Below are 18,903 nucleotides of genomic sequence, written 5' to 3' on the forward strand. Positions count from 1 at the left end.
AATACGGTCAGCGACGCCTCAGTACCAGTCCGGACACAGCACCGGGCGGAGCCGTAGAGGTATACGCCTGAGCGAGCCCGAGTGACTCAAGCCGGAGCACGAAAAATCCCGCCCCCTGAGCGGGAACGGGATCTTGACGTGGAGCTAAGGAGAATTGAACTCCTGACCTCCTGCATGCCATGCAGGCGCTCTACCAACTGAGCTATAGCCCCTCGTGCTCTTCCCGCTTGGCGGGGCGAACAAGAAGAACTTTAGCCTGCGACCTGCCGGAAAGTGAAATCCGGAGGTCAGTCGTCGTCGCCGAGCACCGCTTCCGGCAGGGTGCCGGCGTTGTGCTCCAGCAGACGCCAGCCGCGGGCGCCTTCGCCGAGCGCGGACCAGCAGCAGTTGGAGAGTCCGCCGAGGCTCTCCCAGTGGTGGGGATCGAGACCCAGCAGACGACCGATGGTGGTCCGGATCGTGCCGCCGTGGCTGACCACGACGAGCGTGCCGTCGTCGGGGAGCTTCTCGGCGTGCCGCAGCACCACGGGGGCGGCGCGGTCGGCGACCTCGGTCTCCAGTTCGCCACCGCCGCGGCGGACGGGCTCACCGCGCTTCCACGCGGCGTACTCCTCGCCGTACCGGGCGATGATCTCGTCGTGCGTCAGGCCCTGCCAGACGCCCGCGTAGGTCTCCCGCAGCCCCTCGTCGTGAGTGACGTCGAGGCCGGTGAGCGTGGCGAGCTCGGCGGCCGTGGCCGCTGCGCGCCGCAGGTCGGAGGCGACCATGGCGTCCGGCTTCAGGGAAGCGAGCAACCGGGCGGCGCGGCGGGCCTGGGCGAGACCCGTCTCGGTCAGCTCGACGTCCGTGCTGCCCTGGAAACGGCGCTCCACGTTCCACGAGGTCTGGCCGTGCCGCCACAGGATGATGCGACGGCCACGGCCCTTCCCGGCGGACGCCTCACTGGAGGAGGTCACCGCCAGTCACCGTCCAGCTCCGCCGCCTCCTCGGCCGCCCGCAGCTTGGCGTGCTCCTCGGCCTTCCCGCGGGTGGCCTTGGCCTCCTCGGGCAGCTCGACCTCGGGGCAGTCCTTCCACAGCCGCTCCAGGGCGTAGAAGACGCGCTCCTCGCTGTGCTGGACGTGGACGACGATGTCGACGTAGTCGAGCAGTACCCAGCGGGCCTCGCGGTCGCCCTCGCGGCGCACCGGCTTGGCGCCGAGTTCCTTCGAGAGGCGCTCCTCGATCTCGTCGACGATCGCCTTGACCTGGCGGTCGTTGGGTGCCGAGGCCAGCAGGAAGGCGTCCGTGATGGACAGCACGTCACTGACGTCGTAGGCGACGATGTCGTGGGCCAGCTTGTCGGCGGCCGCCTGGGCGGCGGTGTTGATCAGCTCGTGAGAGCGGTCGGTCACGGTCACTGCATGGCTTTCGGTCGGCGGGCGGTTGACACCAAGGGTCTCACGGACCGCCGCCGGCCCCCCACGCGATGACAGGGATCACGTGGGGAGCGCGCTCCGTCGACTAGCCGGCGGACGCCTTGTAGTCCTGGCCGAGGACCACGGAGACATCGGCGCTCCCCGAGGTCCTGCCCTTCGTGACGGACCCCGCGGACAGTCCGAGGGTCTTGGCGACCTCGGCGGCGTTCGCCTGGTCGGCGGCGTCGGCGTAGACGACCTCGGAGGTGGCCCGGGCGGTGCCGGTGCCGCCCTCCAGGAAGGTGAAGCCGCCGTTGAGGAGCACGACGCGGGCCTTCTCGGTGTTGTCCTTGACGCCGGTGGCGTTCTGCACCGAGACGCTGACGGCGGCGTCCTTGTCGGGGCTCTTGGCGGTGCCGCCGAGGACGTTCTTGACGACCCGCGCGCTCGCCTGGGCACTGAGCGTGCCGTCGTTCTGGACGGGCAGCAGATCGGTCTTGACGTCGCCGCCCTTGGCGAGGTCGGAGAGCCCGGCGAGGAAGGTGCCGAGGTCCTTGTCGGTGAGGGACGGGTCGAGGATCTGCGCGAGGGTCTGGATGGTGGTCGTCGCGGCCTTCGGGTCGGAGGACATCTTGCGCAGCACGCCCTGCATGACCTGGCCGAAGCGCTCCAGCTGGGCGTTCTGGGCCTCGCCGGGGGCGCGGTAGGTGGCGTAGGCGACCGCCATCTTGCCGCTCAGCGTCTGGTCCCGGCCCTTGTTGACCAGCGGGGCCTCGCCCTTCTTCTTGGCGGCGGGGTCGGGCACCTCGGCGTCGGTGTCGACGTCGATGTTGCCGACGAGGTCGACGAGGTTCTGCAGGTAGGGGGTGTCCAGGCGCCAGGTGCCCTCGATGTCGGTGCCGAGGACCGTGTCGAGCGCGTCGCGGGTGCCGTCGGAGCCGTCGTCCTCGACCGACTTGGCGAGCGTCGTCGTGGTGCCGTCGTCGCTGGTCAGGGCGAGGGAGTTGGGTACCAGGACGGTGGTGCCCCGCTCGGTGGTGGTGTTGTCGACGAGGAGGGCCGTGGAGGTGCCGCCGCCCTTGATGTCGTGCAGGTGGACGACGATCACGTCGCGCTTCTGGGCGCCCGCGGCCGTCGCGGTGCCCGCCTTGGAGTCCTCGGACGACAGACCGGGCAGCTTCTCCGCGTACCAGAGGTAGCCGACGCCGCCGGCCACGACGAGTGCGAGGACGACCGCCAGGGCGACGATCCGGCTGCGGGACCGCCGCCGTGCCTCCTCGCGGCGTTCGGTGCGGTTCTCGGTGAACTTCAGCCAGTCGATGACGTCTTCGGAGTTGGCGTCCGGTTCCTCGACGAAGGCGAACTGCTCGGTGTGGTACTCCCGTTGCGGCTCGGCGGGGGCTTCCTGGTCGTGGTCGGGGCCCGCCTGCTGCGGGATGTGGGCGGTCTGTTCGGCGACCCGGGGCTGTCGGCCGGTGGTGCCGGCGGCGGTCCGACCGTAGGGGTCGTGCGGAGCGCCCTGCGCGGCACCGCCCTGGTGCGTGGTGGTGCCGTACGGGTCGTAGGAGCCGTAGTCGGGGGCGGGCTGCCCGCCGGTGCCGTAGTCGTAGGCGGGCGGGGACTGCGGGCCCTGCTGCTGCCCCTGCTGCGCGTACGGGTCGTAGCCGTAGCCCTGCTGGTGCTGCTGGGTGTACGGGTCGTAGGTCTGCTGCTGGGTCTGCTGCGTCGGGACCTGCCGGTAGACAGGCTGGCCGTACTCGTCGTAGCCGACGAGCTCGTACTGGTCGGCGCCGTATCCCGCGGACCCCGCGTCGTATCGGTCGTTCACCGGTGCCCCTCTCGGCTCACTCGCCGCGGTACAGCTCGCGCTTGTCGATATAGCGCACGACGCCGTCCGGCACCAGGTACCAGATGGGGTCGCCCTTGGCGACTCTCGCACGGCAGTCCGTGGAGGAGATGGACAGAGCCGGAACCTCCACGAGCGAGACACCGCCCTCCGGGAGTCCGGAGTCGTCCAGGTGGTGGCCCGGCCGGGTGGCCCCGATGAAGTGCGCCAGGGAGAACAGCTCCTCGTTGTCCCGCCAGGTCAGGATCTGGGCGAGCGCGTCGGCGCCGGTGATGAAGAACAGGTCCGTGTCCGGGTTGAGCGCGCGCAGGTCGCGCAGCGTGTCCACGGTGTAGGTGGGGCCGCCGCGGTCGATGTCGATGCGGCTCACGGAGAACTGCGGGTTCTCGGCGGTCGCGATGACCGTCATCAGGTAGCGGTCCTCGGCCGGGGAGACGCTGCGGTGGGTCTTCTGCCAGGGCTGGCCGGTCGGCACGAAGACCACCTCGTCGAGGTGGAACGCCGCGGCGACCTCGCTGGCCGCCACCAGGTGCCCGTGGTGGATCGGGTCGAAGGTGCCGCCCATGACACCGAGGCGGCGCTTGACCGGTCGCGACGGGCTCTTTCCGGGGCCGTCGGTCCGGCCGGCCACCGCGGAGGCACGGCGGGGCTCCGAGTGTCGCTCGGTTCCGCTCGCCGTGTCCCGTGCCGGGTCGTGCGGCGTCTCGTTCGCCGGACCGGTAGGCATGTCCTGCTCTCCCATGCGTGCAGACCCTACCGGCCCTGCCTGAGGGCTCCGGCCGCCCCCGTGGTCCCCCGGGCGTCCGCGGCGGGATGCCCCGCCGGTCTCAGCGGTCGCGGTTGAAGCGGGTGGTGATCCACAGCAGGAGCAGCAGGATGAAGAGGGCGCCACCGCCGGTGAGGTAGGGGCTGAGGCTCTCGTGATTTCCGCCGTGCTCTTCACCCTCGGCGGCGAGGGTGACCAACTGGGCAGCGGTGCTGTGGAAGCTCATCTTCGGCAGGACCTATCGCGTGAGGGCGGGTTAAAGACGTCGGCTCATCGTAAGCGGGCGCCCGTTCCGCGATCACCCCGACTCCGCTTGTTCGTGCCGCGGGCGGTCACGCGTGCCGCCGCCGGGGCCGGTCCCGGGACCCGGCGGGGAACCTTCGTGTGGCCTCAGTCGTCCTTCCGTCTGTAGCCACGCAGCAGCAACCACGCGGTCAGCGCACAGCCAAGGATCATCACGATCAGCACGATCCGCAGCATCCCCGGCCCTTGCCCCTCGGCGGCGTTCGCGGCCCCGGCGAGCCAGGCGGATGCGGGGTGGTGCTCCATGACGGTGGTCTCCTTCGCTGTACTGCCCGTCCACCGTAACTCCGCCTAGGCTGGGCTCTGCCTCGGGGAAGCAAAAGGCCGCACAAAGGGCCGCAAAGGTCACACCAGACGCTGGGGGAAGACATGTCCGACGGCCACGAGCACACCGGGCACGAGCACGTGCCGAGCAGGCAGCGCAGGCGCTTCCCCGGGATCTCCTCGCGCACCTACGAGCACCCGGCCGACCGCTCCGCCCTGGTGGCGCTGCGCAAGCTGAGCGGTTTCGACACGGTGTTCAAGGCGCTCAGCGGCCTGCTTCCCGAGCGCAGTCTGCGACTGCTGTTCCTGTCCGACTCGGTGCGGGTCTCGGACCAGCAGTTCGCCCATCTGAACGTGATGCTGCGGGACGCCTGCTACATCCTGGACCTGGAGAAGGTCCCGCCGATGTACGTGAACCAGGACCCGCAGCCGAACGCGATGTGCATCGGCCTGGACGAGCCGATCATCGTCGTCACGACGGGCCTCGTGGAGCTCCTCGACGAGGAGGAGATGCGGGCGGTCGTCGGGCACGAAGTGGGCCACGCGCTGTCCGGTCACTCCGTCTACCGGACGATCCTGCTGTTCCTGACCAGCCTCGCCGTCCGGGTCGCCTGGATCCCCCTGGGCAACCTCGCCATCATGGCGATCGTGACCGGCCTGCGGGAGTGGTTCCGCAAGTCGGAGCTCTCCGCCGACCGGGCCGGGCTGCTGGTCGGGCAGGATCTGCAGGCCTCCATGCGGGGTCTGATGAAGATCGCGGGCGGCAACCACCTGCACGAGATGAACGTGGACGCGTTCCTCGCGCAGGCCGAGGAGTACGAGGCGGGCGGTGACCTGCGCGACTCGGTGCTGAAGATCCTCAACGTGCTGCCCCGCTCCCACCCTTTCACCACCGTGCGGGCGGCCGAGCTGAAGAAGTGGGCCGAGTCGCGGGACTACCAGCGGATCATGGACGGCCACTACCCGCGACGCGACGAGGACAAGGACACCTCGGTCCGGGACTCCTGGCGCGAGTCGGCGAACCACTACAGCACCCATGTGAAGAGCTCCAAGGACCCGCTGATGAAGCTGGTCACCGACCTCGCGGGCGGCGCCGGCGACCTGGGCGACCGGGTCCGCCGCGGCTTCGGCGGCTTCACGAACACGTCCCCGAAGCCGCCCCAGGGGCCGGAGACGGGCCCGTCGGACTCCTCCGGGGACGACCGGCCGCCGCGGGACGGCAGCTAGCACCCTTCCGGCCCTCCGGCCCCTCAGACCTTCGGCTGCGCGCTCGTCGCCAGCGTGCCGCACAGGGCCGTCGCGCTGCCCGTGGCGTAGGGGTCGGTGCCCGCGGGGCCGCCCTCCTTGGCCGTCTGGCCGGCCAGGAGGGGTCTCAGATGGTTCGTGGAGTCCTCGGCGCAGGAGAGCGGGCCGGCCTGGACGTAGGAGACGACGAGCTGCGCCTGGTGCAGCCGCAGATCGTCGCGGTCGAAGCGGAAGTGCAGCTCGCGCCGGAGGGTGAACAGGGACACCTCGTCCGGGCCGCCCGAGCCGGACCCGGTCGCCCGCAGCGCGTACACGAACGTGTGGTCGGCGGTCACCTCGAGGGTGGACGCATCGGCCTCGGCGGCCTGCAGCGTGCCCTGGACCCGGACCTTGTTGTCGGCGAGCTGGGCGCGCGAGGGGTCGAAGCGGACCAGCCAGCCGGTGGGCGCGTGGCGGCCGTCGGCGGTGGGGCGGGTGAAGCTCTGGTCGAACTGGTCCAGTTGCTCGGGGTCGAGCAGCACGCGGACGGCCCTGACCTCGCCGCCCGTGAGCACCTCCGGGTCGAGAGCCGACCGCACGATGTAGTCCTTGGCGGTGCTCAGGGCGCTCACGACCTGGCTGTCGGAGAAGTGCGCGGTGCGCCGCGAGGCGGGCAGCGGCACGCCCTCCGCGCCGGTCCGGAACTGTGCGGCGGGGCTGTGCTCATACAGGTTCGCCAGGTCGGCCGTGCCGGGCACCTTGCCCTCGGGGGCGAGCGGGATGACGGTCATCCGCAGGGGCTCGATGGGCTCCCGGGCGGCGGGGGTCTGGTAGGGGTGCCGTACTCCCATGTAGATCGCGGTGCCGAAGGCGACGGCGATCAGCAGGACCAGGACCAGGGCCTGCCGGGACAGGCCCCGGCGCAGGGGCGGCCGGCGTCGCACGGCGGGCGCGTGGTCGGCGATGCGCTCCCGCGCGGAGAACTCCTGGAGGCGGGCAGCACGGACGAACGACTCGTCGAAGACGACGGATCGATACTCGTCCTCTCCACCTCCGGGGGCGCCCTCGGGACTCCCCTCAGGTGGGTTTCCAGGCCCGCCCATATCTTCAGGGTAGGTCGCCGGAAGCTCGGGTAAACGCCCGGCTGCTCCACAAGTTCTGACAGGTTCTCACCAGGATGGGCGGGTTCCGGTCAGGGGCTGCGGGGGATCACCGAGACGGCCGGCTGGGAGTAGTCGGCGGACGCCGAGGGGGCGGCTGCGCCGCCCTGTTCCAGGCCGGTGGAGGCGGGCGGTGGCGCGGGCTCGTCCCGGCTGGAGGACGCGCCCCGGTAGACCGCCATGAAGGCCAGGGCGACCATGCCGACGCCCATCACGAGGGCGAGCAGCCAGGCGACGGGGCGGTGCCAGCGGACCTGTTTGGAGTACGTCCCGGTGCTGCCGTAAGGGCCCTCGATGACATCGGGGTCGTCGAACTCGTCGAAGTCGGGATCATGGCCGAAATCTCCGCGCCCGTCCGCGTACCGGTCGTCGAAGCGCTCGCCTCTGGTGTGGGCGCGGCGCGACTCCGCCTCGGAGGCCTCGGCTCTCGCCTGGGCGGCGGCCAGGAGGCGCTCCACCGCTGTCGGCTCGTGCACCACGGCCGCGCGTACGAAGGCCTCGTCGAAGACCACGGAGGCGAACTCTTCGTCCGACACCCCGCGGTCGTGGTCGTCGTCGGGCTCCCGGCCGTCCGGAAACGGCGTGCCCCCCACGTCCTCCGGCACGAATCCAGAGTAGACCTGGGGGGTCAATTTGGGCAGACGGTACGGAAATTCATCCGCCGGTTGAGACGGCTCGCGCGGGGCCCCACACGGCGCACGCCCGCCCGGGCACTCCGGTCGCGCGCGTCTGCGCCATCCGGATGACCCGCACGGTCATACGACGGCTTGCATACCCCCGCGCTCCGGGGAAGCGCGGGTCAGCGCCGCACGTGCCCGTCCCCGGTGACGATGTACTTCGTGCTGGTCAGCTCCGGCAGGCCCATGGGGCCGCGGGCGTGCAGCTTCTGCGTCGAGATGCCGATCTCGGCGCCGAAGCCGAACTGGCCGCCGTCGGTGAAGCGGGTGGAGGCGTTCACGGCGACGGTGGTGGAGTCGACCAGCTGGGTGAAGCGGCGGGCGGCCTGCTGGGAGGTCGTCACGATGGCCTCGGTGTGGCCGGAGGTCCACAGCCGGATGTGCTCGACGGCCTTGTCCAGGGAGTCCACGACCGCGGCGGCGATGTCGTACGACAGGTACTCGGTCTCCCAGTCCTCGGCCGTCGCCTCGACGACGGTGGCCTTGGAGTCCTCGGCGTAGGCCTGCACGCGCTCGTCGGCGTGCACGGTGACGCCGGCCTCCGCGAGGGCGTCCAGGGCGCGGGGCAGGAACGCGGCGGCGATGTCCTGGTGGACCAGCAGGGTCTCGGCGGCGTTGCAGACGCCGACCCGGTGGGCCTTGGAGTTGATCAGGATCTCGACGGCCATGTCGAGGTCGGCCTGCGCGTCGACGTAGACGTGGCAGTTGCCGGTGCCGGTCTCGATGACCGGGACGACGGACTCCTGGACGATCGTGTTGATCAGGGAGGCGCCGCCGCGCGGGATGAGCACGTCGACGAGGCCGCGGGCGCGCATCAGCTCGCGCACGCTGTCGCGGCTCTCGCCGGGGACGAGCTGGATGGCGTCGGCGGGCAGTCCGGCCCCGCCGACGGCGTCGCGCAGGACGCGCACCAGGGCGGTGTTCGACTGGTACGCCGAGGAGGAGCCGCGCAGCAGGACCGCGTTGCCGGACTTCAGGCAGAGGGCGGCGGCGTCGACGGTGACGTTCGGGCGGCCCTCGTAGATGATCCCGACGACGCCGAGCGGCACGCGGACCTGGCGCAGGTCGATGCCGTTGGGCAGCGTGGAGCCGCGGACGACCTCGCCGACCGGGTCGGGCAGGGCGGCGACGTCGCGCACGTCGGAGGCGATGGCGCGGATCCGCTCGGGGGTGAGCGTGAGCCGGTCGATCATGGCCTCGCTGATGCCGGCCTCGCGGGCCTTGGCGACGTCCTTGGCGTTGGCCTCGACGATTTCGCTCGCACGGACCTCCAGCGCGTCCGCGATGGCGAGCAGCGCGTCGTCCTTCTCGGCCCGGGGCAGCGGCGCGAGGGTCGCGGCGGCGGCCTTGGCGCGGTAGGCGGCCTCGGTGACCGGGGACATGGAGTCGTACGGCGAAAGCGTGGTCATGAGGGAAGCGTAGTGCGCCGAGCGGATCCGTTCATCGCGCGTTTCACACCCCGAGACGTTTCCCGGACCGGATCAAAACGGGTGAACTCCGACGGGCGAGGCCGGGGGCGGCCCGTACCCCTCCGCGATGCGCTGGTGGTACGTGGCGCGGTCGATGACCTCCAGGCCGACGATCTCCCAGGGCGGCAGGCCGGCGGTCTGCCGGTGCTCGCCCCACAGGCGCAGGGCGACGGCGGCCGCGTCGTGCAGGTCGCGGGCCTCCTCCCAGTAGCGGATCTCCGCGTGGTCGACCGCGTACCGGCTGGTCAGGAAGAAGGGATGGTCGTGGGCGAGCTGCTCCAGGGCGCGCCGGACCTCCGGGAGCGGGGCCTCCTTGCCGGAGACGCTGAGGGTGACGTGCCACAGACGCGGGGTGTCGCCGGGTTCCTCGCCCTGGAACCGGTCCCCGGCCGCCACGCTCGTCAGGGCGCGCTCCTCACCGGCCGCACGGGAGCCGGCACCACCGCGGGACGCCTGAGTCCCAGGGCGCACTCGTCTCACGACGGCCTCCTTTGCGCTTGGCGCTGCTGCGGAACAGTTCCCCGAGACAAAGTTGAGCAGGCCGCAAGGCATCGCGTGGCGGTTTTGCGGAACGTCCACCACCGGGGGCGGACGTTTCGACCCATTACGGGTGCAGGACCACCAGGTCGTCCCTGTGTACGACCTCGCGTTCGTACGCGGGTCCGAGTTCGCGGGCCAGTTCCCGGGTCGAGCGGCCGATGAGCCGGGGGATCTCCTTGGCGTCGAAGTTGACCAGCCCGCGGGCCACCGCGTGCCCTGTGCCGTCCCGCAGCTCGACCGGGTCGCCGGCGCTGAACTCGCCCTCGACGGCGGCGATCCCGGCCGGCAGCAGCGACTTGCGGCGGTCCACGACGGCCTGCACGGCGCCGTCGTCCAGGGTCAGCGCGCCCTGCGGGGTGGAGGCGTGCTGGAGCCACAGCAGCCGGTCGGCGGAACGCTTGCCGGTGGGGTGGAAGAAGGTGCCGGTGTCCTGGCCGGTCAGGGCGTCGGCCGCGTGGACGGCGCTGGTGAGGACGACGGGGACGCCGGCGGCCGCGGCGATCCGGGCGGCCTCGACCTTGGTGACCATGCCGCCGGTGCCGACACCGGCCTTGCCGGTACTGCCGATCTCTACGCCCGCGAGGTCGGAGGGGTCGCGCACCTCGCCGATGCGGGAGGTGCCGGGTTTCGCCGGGTCGCCGTCGTAGACGCCGTCCACGTCGGACAGCAGGACCAGCAGGTCGGCGTGGACGAGGTGGGCGACGAGGGCGGCGAGGCGGTCGTTGTCACCGAAGCGGATCTCGTCCGTGGCGACGGTGTCGTTCTCGTTGACGATCGGGACAGCACCCATGGCGAGCAGCTTGTCGAGGGTGCGCGAGGCGTTGCGGTGGTGCGAGCGGCGGCTCATGTCGTCGGAGGTCAGCAGGACCTGCCCGACGCGGACGCCGTAGCGGGCGAACGAGGCGGTGTAGCGGGCGACCAGCAGGCCCTGGCCGACGCTGGCGGCGGCCTGCTGCCGGGCGAGGTCCTTGGGGCGGCGGCGCAGGCCCAGCGGGGCGAGGCCGGCGGCGATGGCGCCCGAGGAGACCAGGACGATCTCGCGTTCCCCGCCGCTGCGGACCTTGGCGAGGACATCCACCAGCGCGTCCACGCGGTCCGCGTCCAGGCCGCCCGAGGCGGTGGTCAGCGAGGAGGACCCGACCTTGACGACGATCCTGCGGGCCTCGCCCACGGCCTGCCTTGCCCCTGCCACGTCGCCGTCCGTCCCCTCGCGTCGATTCGGTCCCTCACCAGGAAATCTACGGGACTGCCGGACGGGGTGCGGCGCCGGTCCACGCTACGGACGGTGCCGTCCGCGTCACGGGAGCGGTGCCGTCCGCGTCACGGGAGCGCTGCCGGCGTCGTCAGGGGAGCGGTGGCGGCGTCGTCGCGGGAACACTGCCCCGTCGCGTCGCCAGGGTGGCAATGCCACCGCCGTCACGGGAACGCTGCCCCGGTCGTCACGGGAACGCTGCCCCAGTCGTCACGGGAGCGCCGCCTCCGTCGTTACGGCAACGCCGCCCCCGTCGTCACGGGAACGCCGCCCCCGTCGTCACGGCAGCGCTGCCGCCCTTCCTCGACTCCACAACGCGACCTTTCCCCCTTGTCGGGCCTCTTCCCCGACCTTCTTCGACCCCGCCCGCGACAGGAACAGGATCTTCCGCTACGGTCCACGACACGCGAGACGGTAACCGCCCCCACGCCCCTGCGACACGCGCGTGTCGTAGAGAGGTCGCCGCGCGTTAACCCGGACGGCCGACCTGCGCCGACCCGACGCTCCTGGAGTGACCGCAGTGCCCGTACCTCTCCCCCGCCCGCAGGCCCTCCTCAAGGGGCTGGTCACCGTCGTCCTGGCCGCCGCGTTCGCCGCACAGGCGGTCGCGGCGCTGCTGCCCCACGTCCCGCTGCTGATCGCCGCGACGGCCGTCTCCCTGGCCACCGAGGGCGTGCTGTACCGGTGGCAGCGCGGGGTGCTGTCGCTGTTCGCCAAGTCGCACGCCGACATCACCGTGCGGCACGTCCTGCGGGACCTGCTGCTGGTCGTGGCCCTGCTGCGGCTCGGCGAGCAGGACCGGGAGACGGTGTACGCCCCGCTGGTGGCCGGGCTGCTCGTCTTCTACGCGCTGCACTGCGCGATCCAGGCGGTCTCCGTGCTGGTCCGCCGCACCCGCACGCTGCCCGTGGTGACCCGGAACATCGACGCCTCGGCGCTGCGGCTGTCCCCCGCCCCGTCCGTGCTGCTGCGCCGCCCCGGCCACCGGCTGCTGGTGTTCGGCCTGCCCGCGACCGCCGGGCTGCTGGCCAGTGCGCCGGGCGACCGGCCGGTCTACGCGGCGGCGGGCATCGCGCTCTCCCTCGCCCTCGGTCTGACCGGCCTCGCTGCGCTGCTCCTGCGCCTGCTGCCGGGACGCCGCCCGGCGGACGAGCAGGAGGTGCTCGACTGGTTCGACGCCTGGCTGGCCACGTACCGGCCGACCGCCGGCCTGTACTTCTCCGGCGGTGCCGCCTCGGCCTACCAGGCGAACATGTGGCTGGAGCCGCTCGCCGGGCTGGACGGCAGGCCGGTCATCATCCTGCGCGAGCGGTTCATGGTGCAGAAGATCGCGGCGACGGACATCCCCATCGTGTGCCTGCCGAAGGTGTCGACGCTGATGCGCCTGGAGCACTCCACTCTCCAGGTCCTCATCCACCCGTCGAACTCCGGCAAGACCTCCCAGGTGCTGCGCATCCCCACGATCAAGCACACCTTCGTCAACCACGGCGAGAGCGACAAGCTGTCGTCCTGCAACCCGTACGCGAAGGCGTACGACGAGGTGTGGGTGGCCGGGCCCGCCGCGCGCGAGCGCTACGCCCTGGCCGAGGTCGGGGTCGAGGACAAGGACGTGGTGGAGACGGGCCGCCCGCAGCTGGACGGCGTGCTGCCCTACGCGGGCCCGCCGGCCGGGCCGCGCACGACCGTGCTGTACGCGCCGACCTGGGAGGGCTGGGACGGCAATCCCGGCAACACCTCGGTGATCGCGGCCGGCGAGAACCTGGTGCGGGCGCTGCTCGCGGACCCGGGCGTGCGGCTGCTGTACAAGCCGCACCCGCTGACGGGCTCGGTGGACCCGCGCGCGGGCGCGGCCGATCTGCGGATCCGGGAGCTGATCCGGGCGGCCAACCGGGAGCGGGCGGGCGCACGCACCTCGGACAGCGCCGAACTCACCCTCCGCACCGCAGAGCTGGACCGGCTCACCACGTCGGTGTTCCGGGCCGGGGCCGACACCCTGGAGCGGATGCTGGTGCAGTCGGCGCCGGAGCCGGGCCGCGCGGAGGCGGTGGCGCGGGCGACGGCCGCGTGGGAGGAGGCGTACTGGTCCTCGCTGCCGGAGGGTGCGCACCAGATCATCACGGACGCCCGGCCCACGCTGTACTCCTGCTTCAACGTGGCCGACCTGCTGATCAGCGATGTGTCGAGCGTGATCAGCGACTTCCTCGCGAGTGCGAAGCCGTACGCCGTGGCCAACACCAGCGGGCTGTCCGAGGACGCCTTCCGGGTGGCGTTCCCGACGGTGGTGGCGGCGACGGTGCTGACGCCGGACGCCGCCGGGGTGCCGGACCTGCTGGACGCCGTCCGGCACCCGGAGCGCGACGAACTGGCCGAGGCGCGAGCCGAGTTGAAGCTGCGGCTGCTCGGCCCGGCGGAGCCCTCGTCACAGGAGCGCTTCAACGACGCCGTCCGGGCGCTGTGCGGGGCGGCCCGGGACCACAGGGCACGGGTGGCGGAGCGGCTGGCCGCGGTGCCCGGTCAGCGCACCGCGGCCGAGGTCTCCACCGCGCCGCGTTGAGCGGCACCGCGCCGCAGGTCCCGACCGCACCACGTCGAGCGGCACCGCGTTCCAGGTCGCGCCCCCACGCGCCGAGCGGCATCGCGACGGGGGCCCCGACCGATCGCGTCGAGCGGCACCGCGACCGAGGTCCCGACCGCACCGCGTCGGGCAGCGGCACGTGCGGTCACGCCGCGTGCCGCACCTCGCGCGACGTCAGCACCCGGCGCGCCTTGCGCACCGCCCGGCGCATGAAGGTGTCGACACCGCCCTCGCGGTAGCCCGGGAAGGCCCGGGCCTCCCGGGGCTCGGCGAGGTAGACCGCGTCGGGGACGCCGGCGGCGCGGTCCCGGAAGTGCGGGTAGGCCAGGTACACACGGCGGCCCTTCCTCTCCAGGAGGGCCGCCGCCTGCTTCTTGGCCTTGACGAACTTCACGACGTCCGGCAGCAGTTCGGGGCGCTGCTCGGCGACCAGGTGCAGCCGCAGCCGCTCGTGGACCTTGAGGCGCTGGGCGACACCCTCGGTCCAGTAGGTGTCCATCAGCGGCTTGGCGAGCTCGAACTTGTGCCGGCGGACCTCCTCGCTGTCCGTCAGGTACTTGGGTCCGAACTGCGGCAGCAGCGTGACGAGGAAGGGGCGGATCATCAGCTGGTCCCGCCGGCCGCCCGCGGGGACGAGATCGGCGATGAGCTCCATCAGGGCCCGCGCGGAGTCGAAGCGCAGCGTGTAACCGCCGCTCTTCGTCACGTGCTTGCCGTCGTCGCGGCCGACCAGGTAGTAGCAGGTGTGGTCGGCGACCACGGAGACGCCGTCCGCCCGCAGATACGCCTCCATGGTGAACAGCGCGTCCTCGCCGGTGAACAGCGACTCGTCGAAGCGCATGCCGTGCCGGTCCAGCAGGGCGCGGCGGAACAGCTTCTGCGCGCTGAGCGTGAACTTGATGTTGGAGGAGAAGACGTCCGTCCGCTCCACCGTCTTGCCCCACATGGACTTCGGCGCCGAGCGGTTGACGCCCTCGACCTTGCCGAGCACCACGTCCGTGCCGGCGCGGTCGGCCATGTCGACCATCCGCTCCAGGGCCTCGGGGCCCAGCCGATCGTCCGCGTCGAGGAAGAACACGTAGCGTCCGGTGGCCTTGCCCAGGCCCACGTTGCGCGGGCCGCTGGGGCCGCCGGAGTTCTCCTGCCGGATCACCAGCACATGCATGGGAGCCCGCGCGGCGAACTCCTCCAGGTACTCCCCCGTCCCGTCCGTCGAACCGTCGTCCACCGCGATGACCTCGACGCGCATCGGATCGATGGTCTGCGCCTCGACGGACGAGAGGCACTCGATCAGATACGGCATCGCTTCGTACGCCCCGATGATCACACTCACATCAGGCTGCGCAACGGCCACGTTTCCCCCTAGTCAATGGGATATTCCCCCCGTATCGCCTCATTCGCTACTTGATAGACGGGTGATCGGGGCAAGCGGTTGCCTCGGACACCCGTGTTAGTGGTTCAGGTCACAAAGTGAACGAACAGGAAACGGGGAAACGAAAGGGTTCGGCCCCGAGGAGAACTCCTCGGGGCCGACCTGTCTCACGCGGGGGCAGTTCAGCCCGTGCCGACTCCGTCCGTGTCACCGGCGGTCGACACCCGCTGCCCGGGCACGGCGTTCGCCAGCTCGGCCTCGCTCTCCGCGAGGGCGGCCACGTCCCGGGACTGCTGGCCGACGTTGCGCGCCTCGGCCTTGACCGCGAGGTTCGCGACGGCGGTGTTGAACTGCTCCAGCGAGGTCGGCTCGTCGGGGCCCAGCAGATACTGCTTGAGCTCCTTGCGGTCCCCGGCCAGCCGGTCGGCGTCCGGGGCGCGGACCGCGCCGAGCAGCTCGCCCAGCTCGGACGCGCTGTTGGAGAGGATCACCGCGGCACGCACCGCCGTGTTGTTCCGCTTGAACTCCTCGACGCCCACTCCGGCGGAGTCCGTGACCGCGTACGGCTTGCCGCTCGCGATGAAGTCGGACACCACGCTGGAGATGTCGGAGACCATCGCGTCGGAGACGTTGAAGCAGTCGTACAGCCGCGGTTCGGCTCCGGTGATGACGCGGTGCTCCCAGGACGGGAAGGAACGCCAGTAGGCGTCGTTCCACTCGGCGCGCAGCCGGGCGGCCTCCTCGTGCCGGGCGACGTCGATCAGCCCGTCACGGGTGGCCTCGGCCTCGTCGCCGCGGTCGCCGCCGGAGCCGGACAGCTGCGCGAGCCGGGCCTCGATCCGCTCCAGCTCGGCCTTGGCCTGCGCCTGGGCGGCGGTGTCGGCGATGAAGCGCGTGTTGATGGCGCGCTCCGCGGCGGCCTTCTGCACCAGGGCGGTGATCCGCCGGTGAGCGGCGCCGGCCTCCTTGCTGACGTTGCCGGTGAACGGGTGCGGCTTGTACAGGACACGGACCGGCGGGTCGGCCTGCACGAGCTGCTTCACGATGTTCTCGCCGGCCAGCACGACCGAGGTGTTGCCCGGGTTGCCGTCCCAGCCCTCCCAGGTGGGGGCGTACAGAACCGTGGGGATGCGGCCCTCGGGCACGCCCTGCCAGGTCTGGATCGGGGCGAGCTGCGGGCGGCCGACCTCGACGATGTCGTCGTCGCGGACACCGACGTCGGCGATGGCGTAGCGGTCGCGGCCCGCACGGCCGGCCGTCCACACCTCGTCGTAGACCTTGCTGTACGGGTTGACGCTGGCGAGCTTGTCGCTGTCGCCGTGGCCGATGAAGACGTGCTTGATGGTGGGCACGCGCAGCAGGTGGATGTTCTTGCCGACGTTGGCCGCGTAGAGCGCGACGCGCACCGTGGAGAGGTCCAGGTTCATCAGGTGCACCCCTCCGGGCACGCAGATGACGGGGACCGTGGTGGGCGCCAGATTGTTCAGGATCGCCCGCTCACGCAGGATGATCAGCGGCTTGGACTCCAGCTTCTCCATGGTGTCGAGCCACATGTTGACCTGGTAGGCGGAGTCCTTCGAACCCGAGAAGTACAGGACCGTCTCCGGCTTGTACTCGCCCAGCCAGTCGTCGACGGCGGCCAGGACCTTCTCTGCGTTCGGCGGGGTCTTCCGGCCGCGCACGTACGGCACGAGCGCCAGGACGTACAGGGTGGCCAGGGCCACGGTGATGCCGATGCCGATGAAGCCGACCAGGGCCGACTTGACCTGCGCGGCGACCAGGATGCCGACGACCGCCACGAGGTCGAGGTGGAGCATCTTCTCGGCGGAGCGGTGCAGCAGCCTGCGCGGCGGGGCGTCCGGGATGCGGATGCGCGAGGCCAGGTCGACGTTGCGGGTGGCGACCGGCATGCGGCGGCGGTTGCGGATCAGCTGGACCAGCGCGCCGTGCGGGGCCTGGAGACCGTAGAAGGCGATGAAGCAGGCGATCGCCCCGTAGTAGATCAGGTTGTCCGCGAGGGACAGCCGGGCCAGCAGCAGGACGAGCAGCAGCTGCCTTATCAGGAAGCGGATCGACAGACCGGCCCGCACCTTGCCGAGGCGGTTGATCAGGTAGCTGCCCTTGCGGTGCAGATAGTGGTCCGCCAGGTACGTCACGGCGGCCGCTGCCGCGAAGGCGGGAACGCTCGGGACGAGCGCGGCCAGCATGAGGGCGGGGAAGCCCGCCACCATGAGGATCGCCGCGGCCAGCTCGGCCGCGCTGCCCACCCGGGCGACGCGAATAGCGGTGGATATCACGGAGAAACCTGCTCTTGGGAGGGGTGTGCCGGTCTTGGTTCGAGAATGCGGCTGGTCTGTGAATATTCGCGAGACTGTATGGATTCAGGCCCCTGCGAACACTCCGATCGACGGCAAAAGCCGTGAACAGGAGGGCGCAGAGGCCTGAATTACTGAAGTCTATTTGGCGCCAATTATTACACGCCGTCCTGCCGGTCCAGCACCGTGGCCAGTGCCTGCTCGAAGCCGGTGGCCCGGGCCGCGCCGGCCGTCGGGTCCTGCTGGCGGACGTCGATGACGTGGCCGGTGAGCTCGGAGAGCAGCACGTCGAGGGAGGTGCGGGCCACGGCCTCGGAGGACAGCAGGGAACCCGAGGGCTCCTGGCCGAACGCCTTGGTGCGCATGGGCGTGGCGGTGCGCTCGGGGTTGATGCAGTTGACGCGGACGCCGTCGCCGGCCCACTCGTCGGACAGGGCCTGGGTGAGGTTCACCATCGCGGCCTTGGTCGAGGAGTACAGGCTGTACTCGGCACGGCCCCGGGTGTAGCTGCTGGAGGTGTAGAGCAGCAGCTGGCCCTTGGTCTCGGACAGGTACTTGTACGACGACCGGGCGATCTGCACCGGGGCCAGGTAGTTGACCTTCAGCGCCTCCTCGATGGTGGCGTTGTCGGTCTCGGCGAGCTTGCCTATGCGCAGCACGCCGGCGGTGTTGACCACGTAGTCGATGCGGCCGGTCTCGGCGTAGGCCTTCGACAGGGCGTCGTCGACCTCCTCCGGGTTCTCCACGTGGGTGCCGGTGGTGGAGCGGCCGAGCGCGTAGACCTTGGCGCCGTAGGACTCGGCGAGCTCGGCGATGTCCTTGCCGATGCCGTAGCTGCCGCCGAAGACGACCATGGTCTTGCCGGTCAGCAGCTCGCGGTAGGCCTCCTCGGAGACCTGCTCGGGGGCGGCGGTGGAGGCCAGCTGGAAGAGCTTGTCGGCGATGAAGACGTCGACGGGCTGGGTGACCTTCATGTTGTACTCGTCACCCGCGACGACGTGGATCGGCACGTCCGGCAGGTACTTGAGCACGACGGAGCAGTCGTCGGTCGCCTGGAAGTTGGGGTCGCCGGCGGCGACCTCGTAGGCGCGCTTGATCGTGGACAGCTTGAAGGCCTGCGGGGTCTGGCCGCGGCGCAGGCGGGAGCGGTCCGGGATCTCGGTGATGAACTCGCCGTCGTCGCCGTGCGTGCGCGTGACGATGATGGTGTCCGCGGACGGGATGGCCACGTCGACGGCCTGGTAGCGCTCCAGGGCGACGACGCAGTCGTCGATGACGCGCTGCGAGAGCAGGGGGCGCACAGCGTCGTGGAAGAGGACGTTGGCGTCCTCGCCCTCGGCCAGGCCCTCGCCCAGCGCGGCGATGGCGCGCTCGGTGGTCTCGTTCCGCGTGGAGCCGCCCTCGATGACCTTCGAGACCTTCTTCAATCCGGCCTTCGCGACGATCTTCTCGATGTCGGGCACGTAACCCGGCGCCATCAGCACGATGATGTCGTCGATCGAGTCGGCGTTCTCGAAGGTGGTCAGCGTGTGCTCGATGACTGCCTTGCCGGCGATCTTCAGCAGCTGCTTGGGGATCGACAGACCCACGCGCTGACCGGTACCACCGGCCAGGATCACTGCGGTGGTACGGGGCTTGGCTATGTGCTGGGACACAGGTGACCTACCTTGGGGCGACAGGGAACTTGGAAATGGTCCCACTTGTGGTTACCGCAATGCAAGGTGAGCGACCTCCACCGCATATG

General features: G+C 71.0%; 16 protein-coding genes and 1 tRNA gene. 2 read left to right on the forward strand and 15 right to left on the reverse strand.

Features of this window, described 5'->3' with window-relative positions; genetic code table 11:
- Nucleotides 1–139: 139 nt before the first annotated feature.
- From QOL88_RS12940 to QOL88_RS12970, 7 genes are all read right to left on the reverse strand, one after another.
- A tRNA-Ala gene (locus tag QOL88_RS12940) sits at nucleotides 140–212 on the reverse strand.
- A gap of 75 nt (nucleotides 213–287) precedes the next feature.
- On the reverse strand, nucleotides 288–962 hold the full coding sequence (locus QOL88_RS12945) for a histidine phosphatase family protein (RefSeq protein ID WP_097216570.1): 675 nt from the start codon (nucleotides 960–962) through the stop codon (nucleotides 288–290).
- Complete coding sequence (gene rsfS / locus QOL88_RS12950; protein WP_031108827.1) at nucleotides 953–1,399, reverse strand: ribosome silencing factor; 447 nt, start codon at nucleotides 1,397–1,399, stop codon at nucleotides 953–955. Before rsfS ends, QOL88_RS12945 begins: the two co-directional genes overlap by 10 nt.
- Nucleotides 1,400–1,502: 103 nt before the next feature.
- Nucleotides 1,503–3,224, reverse strand: coding sequence for an LCP family protein (locus QOL88_RS12955; RefSeq protein ID WP_097216571.1), 1,722 nt, complete (start codon nucleotides 3,222–3,224; stop codon nucleotides 1,503–1,505).
- A 16-nt stretch (nucleotides 3,225–3,240) separates the two neighbouring features.
- Nucleotides 3,241–3,984 (reverse strand): nicotinate-nucleotide adenylyltransferase, encoded by a 744-nt coding sequence (gene nadD, locus QOL88_RS12960; protein WP_097216572.1) that lies wholly within the window; start codon nucleotides 3,982–3,984, stop codon nucleotides 3,241–3,243.
- 85 nt (nucleotides 3,985–4,069) lie between these two features.
- Nucleotides 4,070–4,234 (reverse strand): hypothetical protein, encoded by a 165-nt coding sequence (locus QOL88_RS12965; protein WP_003990192.1) that lies wholly within the window; start codon nucleotides 4,232–4,234, stop codon nucleotides 4,070–4,072.
- Between the two features lie 164 nt (nucleotides 4,235–4,398).
- Nucleotides 4,399–4,557 (reverse strand): hypothetical protein, encoded by a 159-nt coding sequence (locus tag QOL88_RS12970; RefSeq protein WP_097216573.1) that lies wholly within the window; start codon nucleotides 4,555–4,557, stop codon nucleotides 4,399–4,401.
- 123 nt (nucleotides 4,558–4,680) lie between these two features.
- Between QOL88_RS12970 and QOL88_RS12975 the strand changes: the two genes are divergently transcribed.
- Nucleotides 4,681–5,802 carry a M48 family metallopeptidase gene (locus QOL88_RS12975; protein ID WP_097216574.1) on the forward strand — a complete coding sequence of 374 codons (1,122 nt, stop codon included), beginning with the start codon at nucleotides 4,681–4,683 and terminating at the stop codon, nucleotides 5,800–5,802.
- 23 nt (nucleotides 5,803–5,825) lie between these two features.
- On the opposite strand, the gene QOL88_RS12980 is transcribed toward QOL88_RS12975, so the two are convergent.
- The 5 genes from QOL88_RS12980 to proB all read right to left on the reverse strand — a co-directional run bounded on the left by QOL88_RS12980 (nucleotide 5,826) and on the right by proB (nucleotide 10,816).
- Nucleotides 5,826–6,902 (reverse strand): SCO2583 family membrane protein, encoded by a 1,077-nt coding sequence (locus tag QOL88_RS12980; protein ID WP_097216575.1) that lies wholly within the window; start codon nucleotides 6,900–6,902, stop codon nucleotides 5,826–5,828.
- An 89-nt stretch (nucleotides 6,903–6,991) separates the two neighbouring features.
- Nucleotides 6,992–7,564 carry an SCO2584 family spore wall biosynthesis protein gene (locus QOL88_RS12985; RefSeq protein ID WP_441349293.1) on the reverse strand — a complete coding sequence of 191 codons (573 nt, stop codon included), beginning with the start codon at nucleotides 7,562–7,564 and terminating at the stop codon, nucleotides 6,992–6,994.
- Between the two features lie 194 nt (nucleotides 7,565–7,758).
- The gene (locus QOL88_RS12990; RefSeq protein ID WP_097216577.1) at nucleotides 7,759–9,045 is read right to left on the reverse strand and encodes a glutamate-5-semialdehyde dehydrogenase; all 1,287 of its coding nucleotides are present in this window, start codon (nucleotides 9,043–9,045) and stop codon (nucleotides 7,759–7,761) included.
- 72 nt (nucleotides 9,046–9,117) lie between these two features.
- Nucleotides 9,118–9,576, reverse strand: coding sequence for a DUF8830 family protein (locus tag QOL88_RS12995; RefSeq protein WP_031108816.1), 459 nt, complete (start codon nucleotides 9,574–9,576; stop codon nucleotides 9,118–9,120).
- Between the two features lie 133 nt (nucleotides 9,577–9,709).
- Nucleotides 9,710–10,816, reverse strand: coding sequence for a glutamate 5-kinase (gene proB, locus QOL88_RS13000; protein ID WP_097216578.1), 1,107 nt, complete (start codon nucleotides 10,814–10,816; stop codon nucleotides 9,710–9,712).
- A gap of 601 nt (nucleotides 10,817–11,417) precedes the next feature.
- On the opposite strand from proB, the gene QOL88_RS13005 reads away from it, so the two are divergent.
- Complete coding sequence (locus QOL88_RS13005) at nucleotides 11,418–13,451, forward strand: CDP-glycerol glycerophosphotransferase family protein (protein WP_179878850.1); 2,034 nt, start codon at nucleotides 11,418–11,420, stop codon at nucleotides 13,449–13,451.
- 166 nt (nucleotides 13,452–13,617) lie between these two features.
- On the opposite strand, the gene QOL88_RS13010 is transcribed toward QOL88_RS13005, so the two are convergent.
- From QOL88_RS13010 to QOL88_RS13020, 3 genes are all read right to left on the reverse strand, one after another.
- A complete protein-coding gene (locus QOL88_RS13010) occupies nucleotides 13,618–14,826 on the reverse strand; it encodes a glycosyltransferase family 2 protein (protein WP_097216580.1) in 1,209 nt (402 codons plus the stop codon).
- Between the two features lie 200 nt (nucleotides 14,827–15,026).
- On the reverse strand, nucleotides 15,027–17,141 hold the full coding sequence (locus tag QOL88_RS13015; RefSeq protein WP_257027735.1) for a CDP-glycerol glycerophosphotransferase family protein: 2,115 nt from the start codon (nucleotides 17,139–17,141) through the stop codon (nucleotides 15,027–15,029).
- 176 nt (nucleotides 17,142–17,317) lie between these two features.
- The gene (locus QOL88_RS13020; RefSeq protein ID WP_097216582.1) at nucleotides 17,318–18,814 is read right to left on the reverse strand and encodes a bifunctional cytidylyltransferase/SDR family oxidoreductase; all 1,497 of its coding nucleotides are present in this window, start codon (nucleotides 18,812–18,814) and stop codon (nucleotides 17,318–17,320) included.
- Between the last annotated feature and the right edge of the window lie 89 nt (nucleotides 18,815–18,903).

Source organism: Streptomyces sp. Ag82_O1-12 (assembly GCF_900182715.1).
Taxonomy (GTDB): Bacteria; Actinomycetota; Actinomycetes; order Streptomycetales; family Streptomycetaceae; genus Streptomyces; species Streptomyces massasporeus.

What these genes read in the sequence shown, in the direction of transcription:
- nadD (WP_097216572.1), bottom strand. Translation starts at nt 3,984, where the DNA reads ATGGGAGAGCAGGACATGCCTACCGGTCCGGCGAACGAGACGCCGCAC.
- QOL88_RS12965 (WP_003990192.1), bottom strand. Translation starts at nt 4,234, where the DNA reads ATGAGCTTCCACAGCACCGCTGCCCAGTTGGTCACCCTCGCCGCCGAG.
- QOL88_RS12970 (WP_097216573.1), bottom strand. Translation starts at nt 4,557, where the DNA reads ATGGAGCACCACCCCGCATCCGCCTGGCTCGCCGGGGCCGCGAACGCC.
- QOL88_RS12975 (WP_097216574.1), top strand. Translation starts at nt 4,681, where the DNA reads ATGTCCGACGGCCACGAGCACACCGGGCACGAGCACGTGCCGAGCAGG.
- QOL88_RS12980 (WP_097216575.1), bottom strand. Translation starts at nt 6,902, where the DNA reads ATGGGCGGGCCTGGAAACCCACCTGAGGGGAGTCCCGAGGGCGCCCCC.
- QOL88_RS12990 (WP_097216577.1), bottom strand. Translation starts at nt 9,045, where the DNA reads ATGACCACGCTTTCGCCGTACGACTCCATGTCCCCGGTCACCGAGGCC.